23 protein-coding genes, 2 tRNA genes and 1 pseudogene are annotated in these 25,050 nt (G+C 71.3%); 16 read left to right on the top strand and 10 right to left on the bottom strand.

The window, feature by feature from the left end:
* The 3 genes from yidD to rpmH are packed head-to-tail and all read right to left on the bottom strand — an operon-like array spanning window position 1 to window position 854.
* Complete coding sequence (gene yidD / locus IE321_RS01885; RefSeq protein WP_030493766.1) at window positions 1–327, bottom strand: membrane protein insertion efficiency factor YidD; 327 nt, start codon at window positions 325–327, stop codon at window positions 1–3.
* Complete coding sequence (rnpA, locus tag IE321_RS01890; RefSeq protein WP_043222725.1) at window positions 324–695, bottom strand: ribonuclease P protein component; 372 nt, start codon at window positions 693–695, stop codon at window positions 324–326. The genes yidD and rnpA overlap by 4 nt, the downstream gene beginning before the upstream one ends.
* A gap of 21 nt (window positions 696–716) precedes the next feature.
* Window positions 717–854 carry a 50S ribosomal protein L34 gene (gene rpmH, locus IE321_RS01895; protein ID WP_015659252.1) on the bottom strand — a complete coding sequence of 46 codons (138 nt, stop codon included), beginning with the start codon at window positions 852–854 and terminating at the stop codon, window positions 717–719.
* Between the two features lie 233 nt (window positions 855–1,087).
* Between rpmH and IE321_RS43355 the strand changes: the two are divergent.
* The 10 genes and pseudogenes from IE321_RS43355 to IE321_RS01940 all read left to right on the top strand — a co-directional run.
* Window positions 1,088–1,270: pseudogene (locus tag IE321_RS43355) on the top strand (hypothetical protein); the annotation flags it as partial.
* On the top strand, window positions 1,213–3,000 hold the full coding sequence (gene dnaA, locus IE321_RS01900) for a chromosomal replication initiator protein DnaA (RefSeq protein ID WP_190221472.1): 1,788 nt from the start codon (window positions 1,213–1,215) through the stop codon (window positions 2,998–3,000). The pseudogene IE321_RS43355 and the gene dnaA, both read left to right, overlap by 58 nt.
* A 1,017-nt stretch (window positions 3,001–4,017) precedes the next feature.
* A complete protein-coding gene (gene dnaN, locus IE321_RS01905; RefSeq protein ID WP_031003097.1) occupies window positions 4,018–5,148 on the top strand; it encodes a DNA polymerase III subunit beta in 1,131 nt (376 codons plus the stop codon).
* 111 nt (window positions 5,149–5,259) lie between these two features.
* Window positions 5,260–6,135: a phosphogluconate dehydrogenase (NAD(+)-dependent, decarboxylating) gene (gnd, locus tag IE321_RS01910; protein ID WP_043222730.1), complete on the top strand. Its 876-nt coding sequence runs from the start codon at window positions 5,260–5,262 to the stop codon at window positions 6,133–6,135.
* A 59-nt stretch (window positions 6,136–6,194) separates the two neighbouring features.
* Entirely contained in the window at window positions 6,195–7,316 is a 1,122-nt protein-coding gene (gene recF, locus IE321_RS01915; protein ID WP_190221473.1) for a DNA replication/repair protein RecF, read from the top strand.
* A complete protein-coding gene (locus tag IE321_RS01920) occupies window positions 7,313–7,873 on the top strand; it encodes a DciA family protein (RefSeq protein WP_043222733.1) in 561 nt (186 codons plus the stop codon). The genes recF and IE321_RS01920 overlap by 4 nt, the downstream gene beginning before the upstream one ends.
* Window positions 7,874–8,239: 366 nt before the next feature.
* Entirely contained in the window at window positions 8,240–10,270 is a 2,031-nt protein-coding gene (gene gyrB, locus IE321_RS01925; protein ID WP_043222735.1) for a DNA topoisomerase (ATP-hydrolyzing) subunit B, read from the top strand.
* 41 nt (window positions 10,271–10,311) lie between these two features.
* Window positions 10,312–12,924 carry a DNA gyrase subunit A gene (gyrA, locus tag IE321_RS01930; protein WP_190221474.1) on the top strand — a complete coding sequence of 871 codons (2,613 nt, stop codon included), beginning with the start codon at window positions 10,312–10,314 and terminating at the stop codon, window positions 12,922–12,924.
* Between the two features lie 105 nt (window positions 12,925–13,029).
* The gene (locus tag IE321_RS01935) at window positions 13,030–13,599 is read left to right on the top strand and encodes a DUF3566 domain-containing protein (protein WP_043222739.1); all 570 of its coding nucleotides are present in this window, start codon (window positions 13,030–13,032) and stop codon (window positions 13,597–13,599) included.
* Window positions 13,600–13,698: 99 nt separating this feature from the next.
* Window positions 13,699–13,772 (top strand) — tRNA-Ile (locus IE321_RS01940).
* A gap of 68 nt (window positions 13,773–13,840) precedes the next feature.
* Here the strand turns inward: IE321_RS01940 and IE321_RS01945 are convergent.
* Window positions 13,841–14,263 carry a DUF7144 family membrane protein gene (locus IE321_RS01945; RefSeq protein WP_226652171.1) on the bottom strand — a complete coding sequence of 141 codons (423 nt, stop codon included), beginning with the start codon at window positions 14,261–14,263 and terminating at the stop codon, window positions 13,841–13,843.
* A gap of 328 nt (window positions 14,264–14,591) precedes the next feature.
* On the opposite strand from IE321_RS01945, the gene IE321_RS01950 reads away from it, so the two are divergent.
* Together IE321_RS01950 and IE321_RS01955 are read left to right on the top strand one after the other, a co-directional pair.
* Window positions 14,592–14,726 carry a DLW-39 family protein gene (locus tag IE321_RS01950; protein WP_208809277.1) on the top strand — a complete coding sequence of 45 codons (135 nt, stop codon included), beginning with the start codon at window positions 14,592–14,594 and terminating at the stop codon, window positions 14,724–14,726.
* A gap of 508 nt (window positions 14,727–15,234) precedes the next feature.
* On the top strand, window positions 15,235–16,560 hold the full coding sequence (locus tag IE321_RS01955) for a hypothetical protein (protein ID WP_226652168.1): 1,326 nt from the start codon (window positions 15,235–15,237) through the stop codon (window positions 16,558–16,560).
* Window position 16,561: 1 nt separating this feature from the next.
* Here the strand turns inward: IE321_RS01955 and IE321_RS01960 are convergent, their stop codons facing one another.
* Together IE321_RS01960 and IE321_RS01965 are read right to left on the bottom strand one after the other, a co-directional pair.
* Window positions 16,562–17,866 carry a serine/threonine-protein kinase gene (locus IE321_RS01960; protein ID WP_190221475.1) on the bottom strand — a complete coding sequence of 435 codons (1,305 nt, stop codon included), beginning with the start codon at window positions 17,864–17,866 and terminating at the stop codon, window positions 16,562–16,564.
* Between the two features lie 54 nt (window positions 17,867–17,920).
* Window positions 17,921–18,472, bottom strand: coding sequence for a helix-turn-helix domain-containing protein (locus tag IE321_RS01965; RefSeq protein ID WP_043222744.1), 552 nt, complete (start codon window positions 18,470–18,472; stop codon window positions 17,921–17,923).
* Between the two features lie 128 nt (window positions 18,473–18,600).
* Between IE321_RS01965 and IE321_RS01970 the strand changes: the two genes are divergently transcribed.
* Window positions 18,601–18,673 (top strand) — tRNA-Ala (locus IE321_RS01970).
* Window positions 18,674–18,810: 137 nt separating this feature from the next.
* Entirely contained in the window at window positions 18,811–19,482 is a 672-nt protein-coding gene (locus IE321_RS01975) for an enoyl-CoA hydratase-related protein (protein WP_190221476.1), read from the top strand.
* A 13-nt stretch (window positions 19,483–19,495) separates the two neighbouring features.
* Here the strand turns inward: IE321_RS01975 and IE321_RS01980 are convergent, their stop codons facing one another.
* From IE321_RS01980 to IE321_RS01990, 3 genes are read right to left on the bottom strand one after another with little or no spacing between them, the layout of a single operon-like run.
* Window positions 19,496–19,921, bottom strand: coding sequence for a hypothetical protein (locus tag IE321_RS01980; RefSeq protein ID WP_051841851.1), 426 nt, complete (start codon window positions 19,919–19,921; stop codon window positions 19,496–19,498).
* Between the two features lie 29 nt (window positions 19,922–19,950).
* A complete protein-coding gene (locus IE321_RS01985) occupies window positions 19,951–20,850 on the bottom strand; it encodes an RNA polymerase sigma-70 factor (RefSeq protein ID WP_190221477.1) in 900 nt (299 codons plus the stop codon).
* A gap of 33 nt (window positions 20,851–20,883) precedes the next feature.
* Entirely contained in the window at window positions 20,884–22,083 is a 1,200-nt protein-coding gene (locus IE321_RS01990) for an NAD(P)/FAD-dependent oxidoreductase (RefSeq protein ID WP_190221478.1), read from the bottom strand.
* 278 nt (window positions 22,084–22,361) lie between these two features.
* On the opposite strand from IE321_RS01990, the gene IE321_RS01995 reads away from it, so the two are divergent.
* Together IE321_RS01995 and IE321_RS02000 are read left to right on the top strand one after the other, a co-directional pair.
* Window positions 22,362–23,495, top strand: a complete 1,134-nt coding sequence (locus IE321_RS01995; RefSeq protein WP_226652165.1) for an acyltransferase family protein — start codon at window positions 22,362–22,364, stop codon at window positions 23,493–23,495.
* A gap of 203 nt (window positions 23,496–23,698) precedes the next feature.
* Window positions 23,699–24,067 carry a DUF6344 domain-containing protein gene (locus IE321_RS02000; protein ID WP_190221480.1) on the top strand — a complete coding sequence of 123 codons (369 nt, stop codon included), beginning with the start codon at window positions 23,699–23,701 and terminating at the stop codon, window positions 24,065–24,067.
* Between the two features lie 168 nt (window positions 24,068–24,235).
* Here IE321_RS02000 and IE321_RS02005 read toward each other — a convergent pair whose 3' ends face one another.
* Entirely contained in the window at window positions 24,236–24,991 is a 756-nt protein-coding gene (locus tag IE321_RS02005) for a DUF5324 family protein (protein WP_190221481.1), read from the bottom strand.
* Between the last annotated feature and the right edge of the window lie 59 nt (window positions 24,992–25,050).

Genomic DNA, 25,050 nt, shown 5'->3' on the forward strand with positions numbered 1-25,050 from the left:
TCAGGCTCCTTGAGCATTGGGCGAGGTCTCTGCGGCCGGGCTCGTCTCGGCGGAGATCCCGCCCTTGTCGCCGCGCAGCGCGTTCCTGAGCATCTCGTGCCAGCGCGGACGCTTCCGCGGGGGGACATGGTCCACTCCGCCGGGCGACCACGGGTTGCACCGCAGGATGCGCCAGGCGGTCAGGGCGATGCCCTTGATCGCGCCATGCCGGTCTATGGCCGTGAATCCGTAGTGGGAACACGACGGGTAGTACCGGCAGACGTCGCCCAGGAGAGGGCTGATCGTCCACTGGTACAGCTTGATGAGGGCGAGGAACGGGTACTTCATCGCGTACCCCCTCCCAGCAGCCGCTGGAGGGCGGCGTCCAGGTCGCGGGCCAGGTGGGCGTGGTCGGCGTCACCGGCTCCGGGCAACGCCCGTACGACCACCAGGCTACCGGGGGGCAGCGCGGACAGCCGGTCGCGGACGAGGTGGCGCAGACGACGCTTCACCTGGTTGCGGACGACCGCACCGCCCACGGCCTTGCTCACGACGAAACCCGCACGCGTCGGGGGAGCGCTCTCCCCAGGCGCGTGCGGGTCCGTTGCACCGCTTCGTAGGTGGACGACGAGGAGCGGGCGACCGGCCCGGCGTCCTCGACGTACCGCGGTTGCGAAGTCCTCGCGCCGCCTCAGCCGATTCTCGGTAGGCAGCACGTCATGACCTGTTTAGGTGGATCAGGCGGACAGGCTCGCGCGACCCTTGGCACGGCGGTTCGCCAGGATGGCGCGGCCGGCACGGGTACGCATGCGCAGGCGGAAACCGTGGGTCTTCGCGCGACGACGGTTGTTCGGCTGGAAGGTGCGCTTGCTCACTCGGGGGCTCCAGAAATGATTCGGGTGGTGGCGGGACATCGCCTGGCTGTCACCGTGCGCCCACGAGTAGCTCGCAATACGCCCGAGTGCACCGCTTCACAGTCACACTACGGTGACCTTCGCCCATCGGAGGCAGGCGGCAGCAGCCATCGACAACTCGACCTCGTTACGGTACGCGCGGTTACGCCATCCGGTCAAACCGACCCGTCGACAGGGCCGCTTGTGCACAGGCTGTGGACAACAACTTGAACCACGTCAGCCGCCCCGACTACCTTGGCTGGACTCGACTAACTCTTCCGTTCTGTTCTTATCGTCCCGAGAACCACACCTTCGTGGGACCTGCGAGAAAGCGTGCCCCGTGGCTGACGTACCTGCCGATCTTGCCGCAGTGTGGCCACGCGTGCTCGACCAGCTGCTCGGAGAAGGACAGCAGGGCATCGAGCCCAAGGACAAGCAGTGGATCGAGCGCTGCCAGCCGCTCGCGCTGGTCGCGGACACGGCGCTGCTCGCGGTCCCCAACGAATGGGGCAAGCGCGTCCTGGAGGGCCGGCTGGCCCCCCTGATCAGCGAGACCCTCAGCCATGAGTGCGGCCGCCCGATCCGGATCGCGATCACCGTCGACGACTCCGTCGGCGAGCAGCCCCCCGTGCCCTCCCCTGGCCGGCCGCCGCAGCCCCGCTACGAGGAGCGTCCGCAGCCGGAGGCGTACGAGAAGTACGACGCGTACGGTCACCGCGCGCTGCCCGACGACGGGCTGCCCACCGCGCGCCCGGCCTATCCGGACTACCAGCAGCCGCCGCGCCCCGAGCCGGGCGCCTGGCCGCGGTCCCAGGAGGACCTCTCCTGGCAGCAGCCGCGCCTCGGCGGCTTCCCCGAGCGCGCCCCGTACACCGGTCCGGCCTCTCCGGAGCAGACCGGGCGCCCGCGCTACGACGAGCCCTCCCGCGGCTACGAGCAGCCGCAGCGGCCCGAGCGCGCCGAGATCCACGAGCCCCCGGGAGCCGGCCCGCGCCCCGGTCCCGGCCCGGGCGGCGGCGGTGTCGGCCCCGGCATCGGCCAGGGCTCCCTCGGCGGATCTGGTACGGGCTCCGGCTCCGGCGGGCCCGGCGAGCCGCACGCGCGGCTGAACCCCAAGTACCTCTTCGACACCTTCGTCATCGGTTCCTCGAACCGCTTCGCCCACGCGGCCGCGGTCGCGGTGGCCGAGGCGCCGGCGAAGGCGTACAACCCGCTCTTCATCTACGGCGAGTCGGGGCTCGGCAAGACCCACCTGCTGCACGCCATCGGGCACTACGCGCGGAGCCTCTACCCCGGCACGCGCGTGCGGTACGTGAGCTCGGAGGAGTTCACCAACGAGTTCATCAACTCGATCCGCGACGGCAAGGGCGACGCCTTCCGCAAGCGCTACCGCGACGTGGACATCCTGCTCGTCGACGACATCCAGTTCCTCGCGAGCAAGGAGTCGACGCAGGAGGAGTTCTTCCACACCTTCAACACCCTGCACAACGCGAACAAGCAGATCGTGCTCTCCTCGGACCGGCCGCCCAAGCAGCTGGTGACCCTGGAGGACCGGCTGCGCAACCGCTTCGAGTGGGGGCTCACCACCGACGTGCAGCCGCCGGAGCTGGAGACGCGGATCGCGATCCTCCGCAAGAAGGCGGTGCAGGAGCAGCTGAACGCCCCGCCGGAGGTGCTGGAGTTCATCGCCTCCCGGATCTCGCGGAACATCCGTGAGCTGGAGGGCGCGCTGATCCGGGTGACGGCCTTCGCGAGCCTCAACCGGCAGCCGGTGGACCTGGGGCTCACCGAGATCGTCCTCAAGGACCTGATCCCGGGCGGCGAGGACTCGTCGCCGGAGATCACGGCGCCGGCCATCATGGCGGCCACGGCCGACTACTTCGGGCTGACGGTGGAGGACCTCTGCGGTTCCTCGCGCAGCCGGGTGCTGGTGACGGCCCGCCAGATCGCCATGTACCTGTGCCGGGAGCTGACGGACCTGTCGCTGCCGAAGATCGGCGCGCAGTTCGGCGGGCGCGACCACACGACCGTCATGCACGCGGACCGGAAGATCCGTGCCCTGATGGCGGAACGGCGCTCCATCTACAACCAGGTCACCGAGCTGACCAACCGCATCAAGAACGGCTGACAGGGCTCCGTGCGGCTGCCGTACCGGCTCGGCCCGGCAGCGGTACCGCCGTCGGGCCGCCGCCGTACCGCTGCCCCTTGCTGCCGTACCGCCGCCCTGTCGCGGCCGTGGAACCTCCGAAGGGCGTTCCGGGACACCTCCCGGGGCGCCCTTCGGCGTTGGCCCGGAGGGGCGTCCGGAGGGCCGTCCGGCGCGGTACGGGACGCCGTTTCGCGCTGTCCGAGGCACCGTTTCGCGCTCTCCGGAGGCTCCTCCGGTGGCGGATGGACGCCGTGACGGCTCCCTGCCCCGGACAGCAGCGTTCGATTACTTCGTTCCGGTGGCGGGTTCTCCACAGATTGCGGGATGATCTCGCGTCCACAGGGTGGGGACTGGCGAGTTATCCGGATTCTGTCCACAGGCCGGGCTGGTGACAGATCATCACTCCAGTTCAGAGGGGTGTGGATTTGTTGGCAACCGATGTCCACAGGCTGTGGATGAATCCTTCGTCCACAGGGGGCCCGGAGAGTTGTCCACCGGCTGCCCACAGGGACGGGCCTGTTGCCCACAGCTTCTCCACACCGCTGTCCACTGTTCGGCAACACCACGGCCCATCTCACCGGTAGGAGTGAAAGGCGTCACACCAAGGGAGACGTTTGGCCTGTGGGGAACCTGGGGAAAGCTGGGGACAGCACTGGGGAGAACTCCCCCTTGCCTGTGCATGGGGTGTGCAGAACTTTCCGGCGTCCACAGAGAACCGTGGTTATCCACTGGTTCCACCCACAGGGGCAGTGGACAAAAAACTGGCTCTGACCTGCGTGGACGACGTTATCCACGGTTTCCACAGGACCTACTACTACTGCCACTCATAGTTAGCCCGAGAATCGCTTTGAAGCGGGGGCTGTGCACAACTCGGCGCCGGAGCCCCGACGCGCTCTCGTCGCGACTTGACCCCGAGCCGCACCGAGTGTCGGCGGCGTACGTCAGACTGGATCCCGCAGTCGACGAAGAGCCAGCAACAAGCAGGAGGCGGTTCCGGTGAAGATCCGGGTGGAGCGCGATGTACTCGCGGAGGCGGTGGCGTGGGTGGCCCGCAGCCTTCCGGCCCGTCCGCCGGCGCCTGTGCTCGCCGGCCTTCTGCTGAAGGCCGAGGACGGCGCGCTGAGCTTCTCGAGCTTCGACTACGAGGTCTCCGCCCGCGTCTCCGTCGAGGCCGAGGTCGAGGAGGACGGCACCGTCCTCGTCTCCGGCCGCCTCCTCGCCGACATCTGCCGCGCCCTCCCCAACCGTCCGGTGGAGATCTCCACAGACGGTGTACGGGCGACCGTGGTCTGCGGCTCCTCCCGCTTCACCCTCCACACCCTCCCTGTGGAGGAGTACCCGGCGCTGCCGGAGATGCCCACCGCGACCGGCACCGTGCCCGGCGAGGTCTTCGCCGCCGCCGCCGCCCAGGTGGCCATCGCCGCGGGCCGTGACGACACGCTGCCCGTCCTCACCGGTGTGCGCATCGAGATCGAGGGCGACACGGTCACCCTGGCCTCCACCGACCGCTACCGCTTCGCGGTCCGCGAGTTCCTGTGGAAGCCGGAGTCCCCGGACGCCTCCGCGGTCGCCCTGGTGCCCGCGAAGACCCTCCTGGACACCGCCAAGGCGCTCACGAGCGGTGACACGGTCACCCTGGCGCTCTCCGGCTCCGGCAAGGGCGAGGGCCTGATCGGCTTCGAGGGCGCGGGCCGCCGCACCACCACCCGCCTCCTGGAGGGCGACCTCCCGAAGTACCGCACGCTCTTCCCCACCGAGTTCAACTCGGTCGCGGTGATCGAGACCGCCCCCTTCGTGGAGGCCGTGAAGCGCGTGGCCCTGGTCGCCGAGCGCAACACCCCGGTCCGCCTCAGCTTCGAGCAGGGCGTCCTCATCCTGGAGGCCGGTTCCAGCGACGACGCACAGGCTGTGGAGCGGGTCGACGCGCAGCTGGACGGCGACGACATCTCGATCGCCTTCAACCCGACCTTCCTGCTGGACGGCCTGAGCGCGATCGACTCCCCGGTCGCCCAGCTCTCCTTCACGACCTCCACGAAGCCGGCGCTGCTGAGCGGCCGCCCGGCCGTGGACGCGGAGGCGGACGACGCCTACAAGTACCTGATCATGCCGGTGCGGCTGAGCGGCTGACCTGCGCTCCGGGGGTTCGACTGAGCGGCTGACCCCACAGGTGTGCGGCCGGGTCCGGGCGTAGGCTCGGACCCGGGTAGGAACCGCACACGACGCTTAAGGAACACTCTGATGGAGCTCGGTCTCGTCGGTCTCGGCAAGATGGGCGGCAACATGCGCGAGCGCATCCGCCGCGCAGGCCACACCGTCATCGGATACGACCGCAACCCGGACCTCGCCGATGTCCACAGCCTCGAAGAGCTTGTGGGCAAGCTCAAGGGTCCGCGCGTCGTGTGGGTCATGGTCCCCGCCGGTGCGGCGACCCAGTCCACCGTCGACGAGCTGGCGGAGCTGCTCTCCCCCGGCGACATCGTCGTGGACGGCGGGAACTCCCGCTGGACCGACGACGAGAAGCACGCCGAGGAGCTCGCCGCCAAGGGCATCGGCTTCGTCGACTGCGGTGTCTCCGGCGGCGTCTGGGGCCTGGAGAACGGCTACGCCCTGATGTACGGCGGCTCCGCCGAGGACGTCGCGAAGGTCCAGCCGATCTTCGACGCGCTCAAGCCCGAGGGCCCGTACGGTGCCGTCCACGCCGGCAAGGTCGGCGCGGGCCACTTCGCGAAGATGGTCCACAACGGCATCGAGTACGCGATGATGCAGGCCTACGCCGAGGGCTGGGAGCTGCTGGAGAAGGTCGACTCCGTGGAGAACGTCCGCGAGATCTTCCGCTCCTGGCAGGAGGGCACGGTCATCCGCTCCTGGCTGCTGGACCTCGCGGTCAACGCCCTCGACGAGGACGAGCACCTGGACCAGCTGCGCGGCTTCGCGTCGGACTCCGGCGAGGGCCGGTGGACCGTCGAGGCCGCCATCGACAACGCCGTCCCGCTGCCGGCGATCACCGCGTCGCTGTTCGCGCGGTTCGCCTCCCGGCAGGACGACTCGCCGCAGATGAAGATGATCGCCGCGCTGCGCAACCAGTTCGGCGGCCACGCGGTCGAGAAGAAGTAGCAATCCACAGGCTGTGCACCACCCGGTGCACAGCGACCGGGGGAAGGCCGGCGCCCACCATGCACGTCACGCATCTCTCGCTGGCCGACTTCCGCTCGTACGCCCGGGCCGAGGTACCCCTCGACCCGGGCGTCACCGCGTTCGTGGGGGCGAACGGCCAGGGGAAGACCAATCTCGTCGAGGCCGTCGGCTATCTCGCGACCCTCGGCAGCCACCGCGTCGCCTCGGACGCCCCGCTGGTGCGGATGGGCGCCGAGCGCGCCGTCATCCGGGCCGCCGTCACCCAGGGCGAGCGCTCCCAGCTGGTCGAGCTGGAACTCAACCCGGGCCGCGCCAACCGCGCCCGCATCAACAGGTCCTCGCAGGTCAGGCCCCGTGACGTGCTCGGCATCGTGCGGACCGTGCTGTTCGCGCCCGAGGACCTGTCGCTGATCAAGGGCGACCCCGGCGAGCGCCGGCGCTTCCTCGACGAGCTGATCACGGCGCGCGCGCCGCGCATGGCGGGTGTGCGCTCCGACTACGAGCGCGTGCTGAAGCAGCGGAACACCCTGCTGAAGTCCGCCGCGATGGCACGCCGGCACGGCGGCCGGGGCATGGACCTGTCCACGCTCGACGTCTGGGACCAGCACCTGGCCCGGGCCGGCGCCGAGCTCCTCGCCCAGCGGCTCGATCTCGTCCACACCCTCCAGCCGCTCGCGGACAAGGCGTACGAACAGCTCGCCCCCGGCGGCGGACCGATTCTGCTGGAGTACCGCCCCTCCGCCCCCGGCACCGGACACACCCGCGAGGAGCTGTACGAGCAGCTGATCGCCGCCCTCGCGGAGGCCCGCAAGCAGGAGATCGAGCGCGGGGTCACCCTGGTCGGCCCGCACCGCGACGAGCTGCTGCTGCGCCTCGGCGACCTGCCCGCCAAGGGGTACGCGAGCCACGGCGAGTCCTGGTCGTACGCGCTGGCGCTCCGCCTCGCCTCGTACGACCTGCTGCGCTCCGAGGGCAACGAGCCCGTCCTGGTCCTCGACGACGTCTTCGCCGAGCTGGACGCGCGCCGGCGCGAGCGGCTCGCGGAGCTGGTGGCCCACGGCGAGCAGGTGCTGGTGACGGCAGCGGTCGACGACGACGTGCCGGACGTCCTGGCCGGGACGCGGTACGCGGTGACCGGAGGGACGGTGGAACGCGTATGAGCGACACCGGCGAAACTTCCCCACAGCCTGTGGACAAGCCCGCGGCTCCCGAACCCTCCGGGGTGGACCTCGCCCGGGTCGCCCTGCGCGCCGCCAAGGAGCAGGCACGCGCGCGTGGCGCGGCCGCGCAGCAGAAGAAGCAGGCCAGGCGCGGGGGCGGCCTGCGCTCCGGGGCGCGCGCCGACGGGCGCGACCCGATGGCGCTCGGCGCCGCGATCAACCGGCTGCTCGCCGAGCGCGGCTGGGAGACCCCGGCGGCCGTCGGCGGAGTCATGGGCCGCTGGCCGCAGATCGTCGGCGAGGACCTGGCGAAGCACTGCGTACCGGTGAAGTACGAGGAGGAGCCGGACGCGCGGGTGCTGACCGTGCAGTGCGACTCGACCGCGTGGGCCACGCAGCTGCGGCTGCTCGCGCCGACGCTGGTGGCGCGGCTGAACGAGGACCTGGGACACGGGACGGTCCGGCTGATCAAGGTGCTCGGGCCCGGTGCGGGGGCGCGGCGGTACGGGCCGCTGCGGGCGCCCGGGTCCATGGGGCCCGGGGACACGTACGGCTGACACGGCCGAGAGGTCCCGGAAGCGCGGGTCCGGACCGTCGGGCGCCGTGCGCTCGGCGCTGTGCCCGCCCTCTTCCGGCCTCCGTCCGGGGGACCCCCGGCCCGCGGAACCCCTGCCCACGACGAGGGCGGCGGGGCCGCCCACTACCCGTCACCACCCGAAGCGCTAGGTGGCCGTCAGAGGCCCCTGGAGCCCCTGTCCGGATATGGGGAGTCGTCTCGGGGCCGCGGAGGGCGGCACATGCGCATTCAGGTACCGGCAAACCCCCATGAGTGTCGGCGGTACCGGTAGACTGGAAGACAATCCCGCCACACTGCGGAACTGTCGAACGACGCAGCCGGCTCCCCTATGCCCGGAGCACGGCCTGTGCTGTGCCAGAAAGGGCGCTTCGTGGCCGATTCCGGCAACCCCAACGAGAACAACCAGTACACCGCCAGCAACATCCAGGTCTTGGAGGGCCTGGATGCGGTGCGCAAGCGCCCCGGCATGTACATCGGCTCGACCGGCGAGCGCGGTCTGCACCACATGGTGCAGGAGGTCGTCGACAACTCGGTCGACGAGGCCCTGGCCGGCCACGCGGACACCATCGACGTGACGATCCTGCCCGACGGCGGCGTGCGCGTCGTCGACAACGGCCGCGGCATCCCCGTCGGCATCGTCGCGTCCGAGGGCAAGCCGGCCGTCGAGGTCGTGCTGACGGTCCTCCACGCGGGCGGAAAGTTCGGCGGCGGCGGCTACGCGGTCTCCGGCGGTCTGCACGGCGTCGGCGTCTCCGTCGTCAACGCGCTCTCCACCAAGGTCTCGGTGGAGATCAAGACCGACGGCCACCGCTGGACCCAGGACTACAAGATGGGCGCCCCCACCGCGCCCCTCGCGCAGCACGAGGAGACCTCCGAGACCGGTACCTCGGTCACGTTCTGGTCCGACCCGGACATCTTCGAGACGGTCGAGTACTCCTTCGAGACGCTCTCGCGCCGCTTCCAGGAGATGGCCTTCCTCAACAAGGGCCTGACGATCACGCTCACCGACGAGCGCGACTCCGCCAAGGCCACGGTCGGCGCCGACGACCCGGACGCCGAGGCGGCCGCCGAGCCGGCCGCCCGCACGGTGACGTACCACTACGAGGGCGGCATCGTCGACTTCGTGAAGTACCTCAACTCGCGCAAGGGCGAGCTGGTCAACCCGACCGTCATCGACATCGAGGCCGAGGACAAGGAGCGCCTGCTCTCCGCCGAGATCGCGATGCAGTGGAACTCGTCGTACAGCGAGGGCGTGTACTCCTTCGCCAACACGATCCACACCCACGAGGGCGGTACCCACGAGGAGGGCTTCCGCGCCGCGCTGACGACGCTCGTCAACAAGTACGCGCGCGAGAAGAAGCTGCTCCGCGAGAAGGACGACAACCTCACCGGCGACGACATCCGCGAGGGTCTGACCGCGATCATCTCGATCAAGATCGGCGAGCCGCAGTTCGAGGGCCAGACCAAGACCAAGCTCGGCAACACCGAGGCGAAGACCTTCGTCCAGAAGGTCGTCCACGAGCACCTGACGGACTGGTTCGACCGCAACCCGAACGAGGCCGCGGACATCATCCGCAAGGGCATCCAGGCCGCCACCGCGCGCGTGGCCGCCCGCAAGGCCCGCGACCTCACCCGCCGCAAGGGTCTCCTGGAGTCGGCCTCCCTCCCGGGCAAGCTCTCCGACTGCCAGTCGAACGACCCCACCAAGTGCGAGATCTTCATCGTCGAGGGTGACTCCGCCGGCGGCTCCGCCAAGTCCGGCCGGAACCCGATGTACCAGGCCATCCTGCCGATCCGCGGCAAGATCCTGAACGTCGAGAAGGCCCGCATCGACAAGATCCTCCAGAACACCGAGGTCCAGGCGCTGATCTCCGCCTTCGGCACCGGCGTCCACGAGGACTTCGACATCGAGAAGCTCCGCTATCACAAGATCATCCTGATGGCGGACGCCGACGTCGACGGCCAGCACATCAACACCCTGCTGCTCACCTTCCTCTTCCGCTTCATGCGGCCGCTGATCGAGCACGGGCACGTGTACCTCTCCCGCCCGCCGCTCTACAAGATCAAGTGGGGCCGGGAGGACTTCGAGTACGCCTACTCGGACCGCGAGCGCGACGCGCTCGTCGAGCTCGGCAAGCAGGCGGGCAAGCGGATCAAGGACGACTCGATCCAGCGCTTCAAGGGTCTCGGCGAGATGAACGCCGAGGAGCTGCGCGTCACCACCATGGACGTCGAGCACCGCGTCCTCGGCCAGGTCACCCTGGACGACGCCGCCCAGGCCGACGACCTCTTCTCGGTGCTGATGGGCGAGGACGTCGAGGCACGGCGCTCCTTCATCCAGCGCAACGCCAAGGACGTTCGCTTCCTCGACATCTGAGTCGGTCTCAGCTGACCGTACGAAAGGACTGACGACCAGCAATGGCCGACGAGAACCCCCCTGTGACCACCGACGAAGAGGGCCCGCAGCTGCGGATCGAGCCCGTCGGGCTCGAGACCGAGATGCAGCGCTCGTACCTCGACTACGCGATGTCCGTCATCGTGTCCCGCGCGCTGCCCGACGTCCGCGACGGCCTCAAGCCCGTCCACCGGCGCGTGCTGTACGCGATGTACGACGGCGGCTACCGGCCCGAGAAGGGCTTCTACAAGTGCGCCCGCGTCGTCGGCGACGTCATGGGTACCTACCACCCGCACGGCGACTCCTCGATCTACGACGCGCTCGTCCGCCTCGCCCAGCACTGGTCGATGCGGATGCCGCTCGTCGACTCCAACGGCAACTTCGGCTCCCCGGGCAACGACCCGGCCGCCGCCATGCGCTACACCGAGTGCAAGATGGCGCCGCTGTCGATGGAGATGGTCCGCGACATCGACGAGGAGACCGTCGACTTCACGGACAACTACGACGGCCGCAACCAGGAGCCGACGGTCCTCCCGGCCCGTTTCCCCAACCTCCTGGTCAACGGCTCCGCCGGCATCGCGGTCGGCATGGCGACCAACATCCCGCCGCACAACCTCCGCGAGGTCGCCGAGGGCGCCCAGTGGTACCTGGCCCACCCCGAGGCCAGCCACGAGGAGCTCCTCGACGCGCTCATCGAGCGGATCAAGGGCCCCGACTTCCCCACCGGCGCGCTCGTCGTCGGCCGCAAGGGCATCGAGGAGGCGTACCGCACCGGGCGCGGCTCCATCACGATGCGCGCGGTCGTCGAGGTCGAGGAGATCCAGAACCGCCAGTGCCTGGTGGTCACCGAGCTGCCCTACCAGGTCAACCCGGACAACCTCGCGCAGAAGATCGCCGACCTGGTGAAGGACGGCAAGATCGGCGGCATCGCCGACGTCCGCGACGAGACCTCGTCCCGGACCGGCCAGCGCCTGGTCATCGTGCTCAAGCGGGACGCCGTCGCCAAGGTCGTCCTCAACAACCTGTACAAGCACACCGACCTCCAGACGAACTTCGGCGCCAACATGCTGGCGCTCGTCGACGGCGTGCCGCGCACCCTCTCCCTGGACGCGTTCATCCGCCACTGGGTGACGCACCAGATCGAGGTCATCGTCCGCCGGACGAAGTTCCGGCTGCGCAAGGCCGAGGAGCGCGCCCACATCCTGCGCGGCCTCCTCAAGGCCCTCGACGCGATCGACGAGGTCATCGCCCTCATCCGGCGCAGCGACACGGTCGAGGTCGCCCGCGAGGGCCTGATGGGCCTCCTCCAGATCGACGAGATCCAGGCCAACGCGATCCTGGAGATGCAGCTCCGCCGGCTCGCCGCCCTGGAGCGCCAGAAGATCATCGCCGAGCACGACGAGCTCCAGGCGAAGATCAACGAGTACAACGCGATCCTCGCCTCGCCCGAGAAGCAGCGGGCCATCGTCAGCGAGGAACTGGCCGCGATCGTCGACAAGTTCGGCGACGACCGGCGCTCCAAGCTGGTGCCCTTCGACGGTGACATGTCCATCGAGGACCTCATCGCCGAGGAGGACATCGTCGTCACCATCACGCGTGGCGGCTACGTGAAGCGCACCAAGACCGAGGACTACCGGTCGCAGAAGCGCGGCGGCAAGGGCGTGCGCGGGACGAAGCTGAAGCAGGACGACATCGTCGACCACTTCTTCGTCTCCACCACCCACCACTGGCTGCTCTTCTTCACCAACAAGGGCCGGGTCTACCGGGCCAAGGCGTACGAACTGCCGGACGCCGGCCGGGACGCCCGCGGCCAGCACGTGGCCAACCTGCTGGCCTTCCAGCCGGACGAGCAGATCGCCCAGATCCTGGCGATCCGCGACTACGAGGCCGCGCCCTACCTGGTCCTCGCCACCCGCTCCGGCCTGGTGAAGAAGACCGCGCTGAAGGACTACGACTCCCCGCGCTCCGGCGGCGTGATCGCCATCAACCTGCGCGAGCGGGACAACGGCGCCGAGGGCGTCGCCGACGAGCTGATCGGCGCCGAGCTGGCCTCCTCCGAGGACGACCTGCTGCTGGTCTCCAAGAAGGCGCAGTCGATCCGCTTCACCGCCACGGACGACGCGCTGCGCCCGATGGGCCGCGCCACCTCGGGCGTCAAGGGCATGAGTTTCCGCGAAGGCGACGAACTGCTCTCGATGAATGTCGTCCGGCCCGGTACGTTCGTCTTCACCGCGACGGACGGCGGGTACGCCAAGCGCACCCCCGTCGACGAGTACCGCGTCCAGGGTCGTGGCGGCCTCGGCATCAAGGCCGCCAAGATCGTGGAGGACCGCGGCTCGCTCGTGGGCGCGCTGGTGGTCGAGGAGACCGACGAGATCCTCGCCATCACGCTCTCCGGCGGTGTGATTCGCACGCGAGTCAACGAAGTCAGGGAGACCGGCCGTGACACCATGGGCGTCCAGCTGATCAACCTGGGCAAGCGCGATGCCGTCGTCGGCATCGCACGGAACGCCGAGGCCGGCAGCGAGGACGAGGACGGCGACGACGTCGTCGACGCCGAGGGTGCCCTTGAGGCAGCCGAGGCCGAGGCATCGGTCGAGGGCACGGAGCCTGCGACCGGGAATCACGAGGAGTAGAGCGTGAGTGGAGCCACGGGCGCCGGATCGGCGGCTGCCGGAGCTTCTGCAGGTGCTGGAGCGTACGGCGCCCGTGGCTCGGCCACGGACTCCCAGGGGGGTGCGGTGACGGACACTCGGGGGCAGCAGCCCCCCTACGAGACCTACAGCGGGGCGCTGCCCGGCGAGCGTCAGGGCGCGCAGCAGCAGGGCGGCCCGTACCACCCGCCGCAGGCGTACGGCGCTCCGGCGACGGGCGGCCAGGCGCGGGGCGGCAACACCGGCGCGGTGCGCCGGCCGCGGACCGGGGCACGCACCACGCCCCGCACCCGCAAGGCGCGGCTGCGGGTGGCGAAGGCCGACCCGTGGTCGGTCATGAAGGTGAGCTTCCTGCTCTCCATCGCGCTGGGCATCTGCACGGTCGTCGCGGCGGCCGTGCTGTGGATGGTCATGGACGCCATGGGCGTCTTCTCGACGGTCGGCGGGACGATCAGCGAGGCCACGGGCTCCAACGAGTCCAACGGCTTCGACCTGCAGTCCTTCCTGTCGCTGCCGCGGGTCCTGATGTTCACCTCGGTGATCGCGGTGATCGACGTGGTCCTGATGACGGCCCTGGCGACCCTCGGCGCGTTCATCTACAACCTGTCGGCGGGCTTCGTCGGCGGCGTCGAGCTGACGCTGGCCGAGGACGAGTAGGACGGGCGGGGCCGGTCCGGGAACCGATTTTGGGACTGGCCCCCACGTGCGCTAATGTTCAGGAGTCAGCGCGGCGGGAAACAAACCGCGAAGCGCGGCGGGGCTATAGCTCAGTTGGTTAGAGCGCATCCCTGATAAGGATGAGGCCACAGGTTCAAATCCTGTTAGCCCCACAGCACGAAAGGCCCCCGGTCCATTGACCGGGGGCCTTTCGCGTGGACGGCTGCCGGGGCCGTTCCGGTCAATGGCTTCCGACGTGGAACCGCGCCAGAGCGAAGATGATCGCGAGGTCGAGCGCCATCACGGAGATGGCCCACGCCGGGTAGTACGGGATGAACATGAACTGGGTGATCAGGCTCACTCCCGCCGCCGCCATGCCCGCTGCGCGGCCCCAGCTCTGGTTGCTCACCACCCCCAGGCCGGCGGCGACGAGGACCACTCCGACCACGATGTGGATCCAGCCCCACGCGGTGAGGTCGAAGCGGTAGATGTAGCTCGACGCGGCGAAGATGTTGTCCCTGGCGATGCCGGCCGCGCCCATGAGGATGCTCAGCGGCCCGCTGAGCATCAGGGCGGCACCCGCGAAGACGGTGGGGCCGCTGAGCCCGTGGTCGCCGCCCGGTCCCCCGTACCCGCGCGGTGTCTCCTTCGGCGTCGCTGCCATGGCCGCCACCTTCCTGTCCCGCGAGGTCACCGGCGCACAACGCCTGTGCGACGTCGGCCGCGCTCCTCTGCCAGGATCACCGCCACGCGTGTGCGGCGCGACCGCAGGCCGCCGGAGGCCGCGCCGGCCCGGCGTTCCCGGTCGGCGGGCCCGGGGCGCGTGGGGGACGCCCGCCCGCCGCGCGGGAGTGATCCACCCGGGGATTCCACCGTCCGGGTCGATCTCGGCACGTGAGGTTTGGCGCTCCCCTAGGTCACCGATCGGTATCGGTCGCTGTGTAGAGTGGGCGTCAGAAGTCTCCTACGTCAACGAAAGACGAGGTCGCGCGGTGAAGAAGCTGCTCCTGGTCGCACTGGCCGCCATCGGCGGTCTCCTCGTGTACCGCCAGATCCAGGCGGATCGCGCCGAGCAGGACCTGTGGACGGAGGCGACCGACTCGGTCCCGTCCGGCTCCGGTGTCTGAGACCCACCCCAGCTGAGAACCGAGATCCCGGCCGCGCGCACCGCGCGGCCGGGATCTCGGCGTTTCCGCCCCTCCGTCGGCCCCTGGCGCGGGCTCTGTCCGGTACGCGCTGTTCGACGACCGTGACACGCGGTCCTTGAGTTCACCGAAGCAAATCATCTGCTTGCTCTGGCAAAGTCGACAGATCGTGGAGAGGCGTGCGCGGGGATTTTCCCGCGTCCGGGGCTTCCCCGACCGACGACGGGGGCTCCTGCCCGCGGAGCGCGGTCCTGGGGGGACGAGAAGGCGGGACCCGAGCACCACGCGCGCGTGGCGGCCCCGAAGGACGCGAAGGGCCCGGGTGAATCCGGCCCCGATGCGGACACCGGAGGCGCGAGCGGGGCAGGATGGTCCGGCACGACGGCCCTGGCGGTCGGCGGCGGGGCGCTCCTCCTGCTCGCGGGGGTCCTCCTCGGCGTCCGGCGGGCCCGGGGCGGGGCACGGTGACGGACACGACGAGGAGAAGCGCGTGAGCACGCAGGCGGGGGCCACGGCGGGGGACGGGACCGGGCGCCGGGGGAGGACGGCCGGGACGCGGAAGGTCGCGGCGCTCCTCACGGCCGCCGCCGCGGTGGGCACCCTCACCGCGCTGCCCGCGCGGGCGGCCGAGAGCGCTCCCCCGCCCGCGTACTCCTTCGACCCCGCGGCGCAACGGATCGCGGGCGCCGCCTCCAGCGCCGACGCCAAGCCGATGGATCCCGGCAAGACCTATCGGGACACCCTCAAGAAGGACGGCAAGCTCTACTACCGGCTCCACCTGGACACGCTGAGGAACTCGTACGTCTCCGCGGTCGCCGTCCCCCAGCCGGGCGGGAAGACCGCCTACGGCGACGGCTTCAAGATCACCATCCAGGACGGCTCCGGCACCACGTGCGGCTACCAGGACGTCAGCTTCGGATCCGGCGAGTACGTCCGGCCGCTGACCGCCTACGCCCAGCGGATCGTCCACCCGGACGTCTCCTCCTGCCAGGAGGCCGGCACGTACTACGTGATCGTCGAGCGCGAGTCGGACGCGACCTCCACCCCGGACGACTGGGAGCTGGAGCTCCAGCACGTCACCGAGCCGCTCCTGAAGCAGAACGGGCCGGACAAGCTGCCCGACTCCTGGCCGTCGGGAACGCCCGAGCCGGTCGCCGGCGAGCCGAGGGAACGGCAGGGCGGGAACGGCTTCCACGACGCCGTCTCCCTGGACACCGGCGAGTGGCGGGCGGACATCCGGCCCGGCCAGACGCTCTTCTGGCGGGTGCCCGTCGACTGGGGCCAGCAGCTGTTCGCCAGTGCCGAGCTGGGCAGCAGCGACAAGGGCGACGACCTGGTGAGCTACGCGCTCGCGCTCGGCCTCGACAACCCGGCGCGCGGCTTCGTCGACCTCCAGACGGTCGGCTTCAGCGGCGACCCCGCCACGGCCACCCTCGCCCCGCGGCGGCCGGTCGACCACAAGAACCGCTCCTCGTACGAGTCCGCCACGACCGGCATGCGGTTCGCCGGCTGGTACTACCTGACCGCCACCCTCAGCCCGGAGATCGCCCAGGAGTACGGCGACGGGCCGGTGCCGCTGATCCTGCGGGTCACCGTCCGCGGCGACCGCCGGCAGGGCCCCGGCTACGACGGTGACCCCGGCGTCTTCCAGGTGACCAAGGACGACCGGAAGGCCGCCGCGAGCGGCGCGACGGGCGCGGAGGTCACCGGCGACTCCACGATGGTGGCCGTCGCGGCGGGCGGCCTCGGCCTCGGCACCGTCCTGCTCGTCGGCCTCGGCGGCTGGACCCTGTGGGCGCGCCGGGCGGCCCGCTGACTCAGACCTGGGTCAGCGCCCAGAAACCGACCGCCAGCGACACCAGCGCGAGCAGCAGCACCGGGACCGCCACCTTCGGGGGCGGTCCCGGACGGCGCTCCGGGGCCGTCGTCGGGGCCGGCTCGGGGTGCCGGGCGGGCTGAGCGGTGTAGGCGTGCGTGGGGGCGTAGGGATGCGCCGGGGCGTGCGGGCCGGAGGGGGCGAAGGGGGGCACGGTGCGGGCGGCCGGCGGGGGCAGGTGGAAGCTGCCCGTCTCGGAGGCCCCGGGCGCCGGCGGGTACTGCTGCCGGTACGGGTTCCGCTCGGCGTCCCGGTACGGCTCGCCGTACGCCTGGGGGGCCTGCGCGGGCGGTACGGCGGCGGGCGGGACCGGTGGGGCCGGCGGGGCGTCCTGGACCGGCGGCGCGGCGTCCTGGACCGGGCGGGCGGCCGGGCCCTCGGGTCCGAAGCCGGCCGGCAGCGGGCCGAGCTGGTCGAGGATCTCCACCGGCTCCTCGCCGGCCTCCGGCTCGGGCAGCATCTCCACGGCGGCCTCAAGGGCCTTGCGCACGCCCGTGGCCGTCCGGAAGCGGGCCTGCGGGTCGGGCTGGAGCAGCCCGGCCAGGACCTGCCACAGCGGCTCGGGGACGCTCGCGGGGGCCGGCGGGGTGCCGTGGGTCAGGAAGTGCTCCACGAGGGCCTGCGAGTCCGGCCGGGTGCCGTGCAGCAGATAGAGCGCGACCAGACCGACGGCGTACAGGTCCGCGGTGAAGTCGGGCTCGGCGCCGAGGAGTTGCTCGGGTGCGAAGTAACCGGGCGTGCCCACCACGTAGTTGGTCTCGGTGAGCCGGGGTTCGCCCTTGCGCATCGAGATGCCGAAGTCCGACAGCCGCAGGTGCGGCCGACCCGTACCGGTGGCCTCCATCAGGATGTTGGCCGGCTTGATGTCCCGGTGGACGACGCCCTCCGCGTGCACCGTCGCCAGGCCCGAGAGCAGCTGGTCGAGGAGGGTGCAGACATAGCGGGGCGGCAGCGGGCCGTAGTCGCCGATGACGTGGGCGAGCGAGCCGCCGGAGATCAGGTCCATCGTGAAGAGGACCTTGTCGTCGTCGGCGGCCCAGCTGGCCGGGGCGAGGACGTGCGGATGGTCGATCCGCAGCGCCTGCTCCCGGACGAAACGCAGCAGCGTGTGGGCGTCGCTCTGCTGGAGCACCTTGGCCGCCACGTAGCGGCGGCGGCGGTGGTCCCAGGCGCGCCAGACCGCGCCGGCCCCGCCCCGTCCGATCGGGTCGACCAGTTCGTACCTGCCGGCGAAGACCTCACCCATCGCGCTGCGCCCGCTCCCCGTCCGTCGTCCGTCGTCCGTCGTGCGTGTGCCGTGTCAGTTCTGGTGCGACTCGTAGTGGGCGACCGCGTCGGCGGTGCGTCCGGCGCCGTACACCCGGAGGAACTCTGCCAGTTCGGGGTGGGCCGGGGCGAGGGAGTCGGCGGCGTCGATGATGTCGCCCGCGGCGGCCACGGAGCGCAACAGGGACTGGATCTCGCGGACCACGCGGCGCACGGTCGGGGCGCCGGATCCGTTGGTGGTCTGGCCGGTGGTGCCGGTGAGGACGGAGCCGCCCTGGGACTTCTTGATCTCGTCCATGCGGTCGGTGGCCTCGGCGGCGCTGACGCTGCCGTCGGCGACCTGCACGGCGAGTTCCTGGAGGGCCTGGACGCGCTGGACGACGGCCGGGTTGCCGATCTTGGCGCGCTGGCCGCTCATCAGCTGGGACAGCATGGGCGCGGAGAGCCCGAGCACGGCGGCCAGCCTGGCCTGGTTGAGCCCGAGATCGTCGATCAGCCGACGGAAGAGCGCCCCCAGCGGCTCCCCGTACCAACTGCGCTGAAGCTCTCTGGCTCTTGCCGTGGCTTCCTGCTGCGCTGCGTCCATCACTTCTCCCCATCCCTGCGGTTCGCCACTGCGAACCTCGGTCAGCATCTTACGGAGCGTGGTCGTTCATCGGGAGTCCCCACCTTTTGCCCGGGACCGGGGGAGAACCGGTACGCTGTCCTCGTTCCGGGGCCTTAGCTCAGTTGGTAGAGCGCTGTCTTTGCATGGCAGATGTCAGGGGTTCGACTCCCCTAGGCTCCACCGGACGTAAAAGCCCCTCCGAGCTGCGGGTACGCAGCGCGGAGGGGCTTTTCGCGTGATCTCTTGCACAGGGGCGGCCGCACACCCTAACTTACTGGTCGGTAACCAGGGTTTCCGTGCCCGTGTGAGGAGTCGTCATGCCCACGCTCGACCGTCACGACCACGTCTTCGTCCTCGACCTCGGGGACGGGGAGAACCGTTTCCACCCGGACTGGATCGCCGCCGTCGACGCCGCCCTCGACGAGGTGGAGAAGGCCGAGGGCCCCCGGGCGCTGGTCACCGCCGCGACCGGGAAGTTCTACTCGAACGGCCTGGACCTGGAGTGGCTGCTGGCCCACGCCGACCGGCACCAGGAGTACGTCGTCTCCGTCCACCGGCTGTTCGCGCGGATGCTGTCCCTGCCGCTGGTCACCGTGGCCGCGCTCCAGGGCCACACCTTCGCCGCCGGCGCGATGCTCTCCCTCGCCCACGACTTCCGCGTCATGCGCGGCGACCGGGGCTTCTGGTGCCTGCCCGAGGCGGACATCGACATCCCCTTCACCCCCGGGATGTCCGCGCTGATCCAGTCCCGGCTGACGCCGTCGACCGCCCACCGCGCCATGGTCACCGCCCACCGCTACGGCGGGACCGACGCCGAGGCGGCCGGCATCGTCGACCACGCGGTCGCCGAGGACGCCGTCCGCGCGACCGCCGTCGAGCTGGCCGGGGCCCAGGCGGGCAAGGCGGGCGGCACCCTCGGCACCATCAAGGCCCGCATGTACGCGCCCGCCCTCGCCGCCCTCCGCGACACCGCGAACCCGCTCGGCTGAGCCGCCGCCCGGGTCAGGCCGGCCCGGGCACCCGCGCGCCCGCCCGGGTCCCGGCCGGTCCGGTCAGGGTGCGGGCCAGGTCCAACGTGCTGAGGGCGACCATCGCGACGCCCAGCGGCACGTGGAAGGCCGGCAGGTGGGCGATGCCCAGGACGACCTGGACCGAGGCCAGGGCCAGCAGGCCGGAGGCGTACAGGACCGGGCGGCCGCCGCCGCCGCGCCGCCAGGCCAGCACCGCGGCCACCACGTACAGCATCGAGGCGCCGTACATCACCCGGGAGCCGACGTCGTGGAGGAGCGCGCCGTGCGAGGAGACGAGCAGGGCGCCGGCGGTGCTCGCCTGGAAGAAGAGGGCCAGGGTCTGGAGGGCGACCGCGGCCCTGACGGTCCTGGGGAAGGCGGTGCGGGGTCCTGCGGTCACAGCGGTCGGTCCGGTCATCTCGGGGTCCTTTCCGGTGCGGGCGGGGGTCAGCGGAGGGTGAGGGAGGTCTCGGCCATGACGTGGGTGAGCTTCTCGGGGTTGCGGACGTAGTAGAGGCCGCTGATCCGGCCGTCCTCGACGCGCAGCGCCATCACGCCGTCCAGCTCGCCGTCGAGGAGCACGGCGAGGGCCGGGGCGCCGTTGACGACGGTCGGCTCGGTGGTGACCGTGGCGTCGTGCTTGAGGGTGCCGCCGAGGTAGAAGCGGGTCACCCGGTCCGCGCCGACGACCGGGCGGAGCGCGGCCCGCTTGATCCCGCCGCCGTCGCTGACGAGGACGATGTCGGGGGCGAGCAGGTCCAGGAAGTCCTGGGGGTCGCGGGTCTCCAGCGCCCGCCGGAAGGAGTCCACGACCGCCCGCGCCTCGCGGGCCGAGACCGTGGTGCGGGGGCGCCGGGCGTCGACGTGCCGACGGGCCCGGTGGGCGATCTGGCGGACGGCGGCCGGGGTCTTGTCGACGGCCGCCGCGATCTCGTCGTACCCCACCTCGAAGACCTCGCGCAGCACGAAGACGGCCCGCTCGGTCGGGGTGAGGGTCTCCAGGACCAGCATCATCGCCATGGACACCGACTCGGTCAGCTCGACGTCCTCGGCCACGTCCGGCGTGGTCAGCAGCGGCTCGGGCAGCCACGGCCCCACGTACGCCTCGCGGCGGCGCTGCACGGTCCGGAGCCGGTTGAGCGCCTGCCGGGTGGTGATGCGGACGAGGTACGCCCGCCGGTCGCGGACCTGCTCCAGGTCGACGCCGGTCCAGCGGAGCCAGGTCTCCTGGAGGACGTCCTCGGCGTCGGCGGCCGAGCCGAGCATCTCGTAGGCCACCGTGAAGAGCAGGTTCCGGTGGGCGACGAAGCTGTCCGTCGCCGGGTCCGTGGTGTGCTCGCCGTTCATGATGTTCTCGTCTCCCCGTTCTCGGTCCGCCGGTCAGGCCGCGTGCTCGGGGACGTCCGTCGTGCCGACCGCGCGCTCCCGCAGCAGCCGCGGCCGGTGCCCGCCGTCCTTGGGCCAGGAGTGCGCGCCGGGCTCGCGGGCCTCTTCCGTCAGGTGCTTGACGCTGAGCGTGCAGGCCAGCTCCTTGAGCTTCGCCCCCGCACGCCCGCCGACGTAGATTCGCATCGCCCGGTCGTCCTTGTGCGCGATCTGGAAAATCGCCGTCCGGCGGCCGAAGCTGAGGCACATCGCGTTGAAGGACATGTCCACCGGCTCGGGTCGGACGCCCGCGAGCCGGGCCAGCACCGTGTCGGCGGCGTGCGCGCCGAGGCAGCCGGCGACGTAGGCGCTCATCCGGAAGGGCAGGTCCGAGGGGGCCGAGCAGTCCCCGGCCGCGACGATCCGCTCGTCGTCGACGCTGGTGAGGGTCTCGTCGGTGAGCAGGCGCCCCTCGGCGTCGGTGCTCAGTCCGCTGCGGGCGGCCAGGTCCGGGACGCCGAAGCCTGCGGTCCAGACGGTGAGGCCGCCGTCGACCGTGCGGCCGTCGGCCAGGCGGACGGCCCGTGCCGTCACCTCGGTCACCTTGGTGCCGGGGCCGTCGAGCACGGTCACGCCGAGCGCCGCGAACCGCCGGGCGGCCGAGCGCCGCGCCCTCGGGTGCAGATAGGGGCCGAGGACCCCGCCGCAGACCAGCGTCACCGGACGGCCGCCCTCGGCGAGCTCGGCGGCGGTCTCGATCCCGGTCGGGCCGGCGCCGACGACCGTGACCGGGACTCCGGCGGGCAGGGCGGCGACGGCGGTCTTCAGCCGCTCGGCCGACTCCAGCTCGGCGACCTGGTGGGCGTGCTCGGCCACGCCGGGGACCGCCGGCCGGGCGCCGGTGGAGCCGACCGCGTAGACCAGGCGGTCGTAGCCGACCGAGGCACCCGACTCCAGGACGACCACGCGCGCGTGGACGTCGATCCGGGCCACCGAGTCGACCACCAGCCGGACGCGGTCCGCCAGCACCTCCTCGTACCGGACGGTCCCGGAGTGGCTGCCGCCGACCACCTGGTGGAGGCGGAGGCGGGGGACGAACGACGGACGGGGGTTGACCACCGTCACGGTCACGTCGTCGCGCGCGGTGAGCCGGTTGGCCGCCATCACGCCCGCGTACCCGCCGCCGATCACGACCACCTCGGTGTTCCCGCCCATGGTGTCTCTCCCTCGTCCCGGACCGTCCCCTTCAGGGGGTCGACCTCAAGACACCGGGAGGGCGTCGACTGTGACGTCATGTGACGCGGATCACTCGATCATCGAGGGGATCCGGGGCATGCGCCTGCTGCGTGCCGGACCGTCAGACGGTTGTTGAGTTCTGAATCACGAGGATTGCACCTTGTGAGTGATCTTTGAGCTTCCTAAGGTCGGCTCCGCGCCGTCGCCACCCGCCCCGAGGTGGCGCGAAGGCGATGTCGAGGTGGGGGTCTTCCCGAGTGTCGAACCTGGTGCAGTCCGCGGACCGGACAGCGAGCCAGGCGCCGCCGTCCGTCACGGCCGCGGCCCCGTCGCCCGCCCCGCCGGCCTCCCCGTCGCCCGCCCCGCGCAAGCGGGGGCGGCTGTACGTCCTCGACGGGCTCCGCCTCGGCGCCGCGCTCATGGTCGTCGCCTACCACTACACGGCGCTGGGCTCCGCGGCCTGGAACCGGCCCGCCTGGGAGGTCTTCCCCGAGGTCTCCCGCTTCTCGTCGTACGGCTACCTCGGCGTCCAGTTCTTCTTCGTGATCAGCGGCTTCGTCATCTGCATGAGCGCCTGGGGCCGGCCGCTGAAGGCGTTCTTCGTCTCCCGCGTGGTGCGGCTCTACCCGGCCTACTGGTTCGCGGTCCTCGCGACCACGGTCACCCTCGCCCTGATCCCGGGCGAGCGGGAGCGGCTCCCCGGGTACGACGTCCTCACCAACCTGACCATGCTCCAGGAGCCGCTCGGGGTCCGGCCCGTCGACGCGGTCTACTGGACGCTCTTCGCGGAGATCCGCTTCTACCTGCTCTTCGCCGTCCTGGTCCGGATCGGGCTCACCTACCAGCGGGTGGTCCTCTTCTGCTGCGCCTGGGGCGCGGCCTCGCTGCTCGTGGCCGAGGCCGGTCCCGGGCCGCTGCGGATGCTGGTCATGCCCGAGCACAGCTGGTTCTTCATCGCCGGCATGGCGTTCTACCTGATGTACCGCTTCCGACCGAACCTGCTGCTCTTCGGCATCGTCGGCTTCTCCTTCTGCGCCTCCCTCGCGGCCACCGTGGAGAACTTCGAGCACCTCACCCACCCCGGGGCGCAGGCCCGCTGGCCGGTGATCGCGGTCCTCGCCGTCATCTTCGGCCTCATGGCGCTGATCGCGACCGGGAAGCTGTCCGGGGTCCAGTGGCGGTGGCTGCCGGTCGCGGGGGCGCTGACGTATCCCCTCTACCTGCTGCACGAGTTCATCGGCTGGGAGATCTTCGGCCACTTCTCGGCCCGGGGCGTCCAGCCGTGGGTCCTCGTCGGGGCGACGACGGCCGGGATGCTGGTGCTCTCGTACCTGGTGTACCGCCTGGTCGAGACCCCGCTCAGCGGGTACCTCAAGCGCCGGCTGAGCTAGGGGCGCCGTCCGGGCGTTGACCCGGACGGGTGGTGTTGATCGGAAGAACTGCGCGGTCGCGGCGTCGCTCCGCCGGATCCCGGTGTGCGTACACATCATGAGAAAGGTATGTAAAGCGCGCAACTCGGACGAAGCCGTTCGAGAAGTGCGGGGATCCCTTTCCGTACGCACCCGTCGAGCCGCACTCCCGAAAGTGAGGGGCCATGGCCACCGCCAAGGTCAAGCAGTTCTGGACCGCCTTCATCTCCGTCCTCTTCGCCCTGTTCGCCTCCGTCGGCCTGGCGGCCCCCGCCGCCGCCCACGGCCAGGCCCCCGTGACCCAGCCGGAGGAGCCGGCCGCGCCCCTCGCCCGTACGACCGGGGAGCGCGCCGCCACCGTCGTGGCACAGAGGCAGGCGGAGCCGTGGGCGCCCGTCCGCCGCGGCTCGCTGCCGCCCACGATCAAGCAGCGCATCGGCGCCGAGGCGCACGGTTCCTCGCCCGCCTCCCGCTCCCTCCGCGCCGCCACGACGACGCCGCTCGCGAGCGACCCGGCCGCGCTGACGCGGCTCGCGCTCGCGACGGCCGCCTAGGGTGCGGGGAGAGAGCATGACGCCTCCCACCCCGCACCCCGCCCCGCCCGTCACGGACCACCGGACGAACGGACCGGACGGCCCGCTCCAGGGGAACGGACCGAACGGACCGGACGAGACCACCGGGTCGGACGGACCGGAGGACGGCTCGAACGGGCCTGCCCCGGGTCAGCGGCGGTCGTCGGGCTCCGTGGGCTCGGTCTCCGGCACCGGCTCGATCCCGGCCGTGCTCCCGTTCCCGGTCTCGGCCTCCACGACGCCCCGGGACTCCTCGACCACCCGCGTACCGGCCTCGGACTGAACGCCCGGGACGCCCGACGCGGACGGCATGCCCGAGCCCTCGTCCATCTCCGTGGGCGCCGGCGGCTCGACCAGCCAGTCCGGGTTGGCCTGCCTGTCCCACCACTTCCAGGCGGCGAACGCGCCGCCGACCAGCAGCCCGAGCACGGCGAGACCCTTGACGAGACGCCCGGCCCTGGCCCGGCGCTCCTGCTTCCTCACGATCTTCCGGACGTCGTCCGGCGTCACCTGACCGCGCAGCGCGGCCCAGGCGGCAGTGGAACGCGACCCGGCCTCCCCCAGGACGGGACCGGTCGCGGCGACCGCGTGCTCGACACGCGGAACGGTGTAGTTGGCCACCTGATGGGCGACCGAGCGGGTCCGAGCCGCAGCGCGATGCGCGGCGTCGTCGACCCGCGGCGGCACGTGCGGTGCCACGTACGCCGCGTACTGCACACGCGCCTGCGCGCGTGCCTGCCGAGCGGCACTCGACACCTTGGGTGCGAGACGCGCCCGCGCCTCGTGCGCATAGTGCGCGGCCTGGTCCTTGGCCGTGCCGGCGTACGGCGCCACCACGTCCGCGGCGTGCAGGACGCTTTCCTTCGCCGAATCCGTAGCGGCGCGCACGCTGTCCATGCGAGTCACGGGTTCCTCCTCCTCGGTGGCGAGCGATGTCGGTTTTTCACCTTTCCATCCTTTTCGGC

The organism is Streptomyces hydrogenans (assembly GCF_014656075.1).
GTDB classification, from domain to species: domain Bacteria; phylum Actinomycetota; class Actinomycetes; order Streptomycetales; family Streptomycetaceae; genus Streptomyces; species Streptomyces hydrogenans.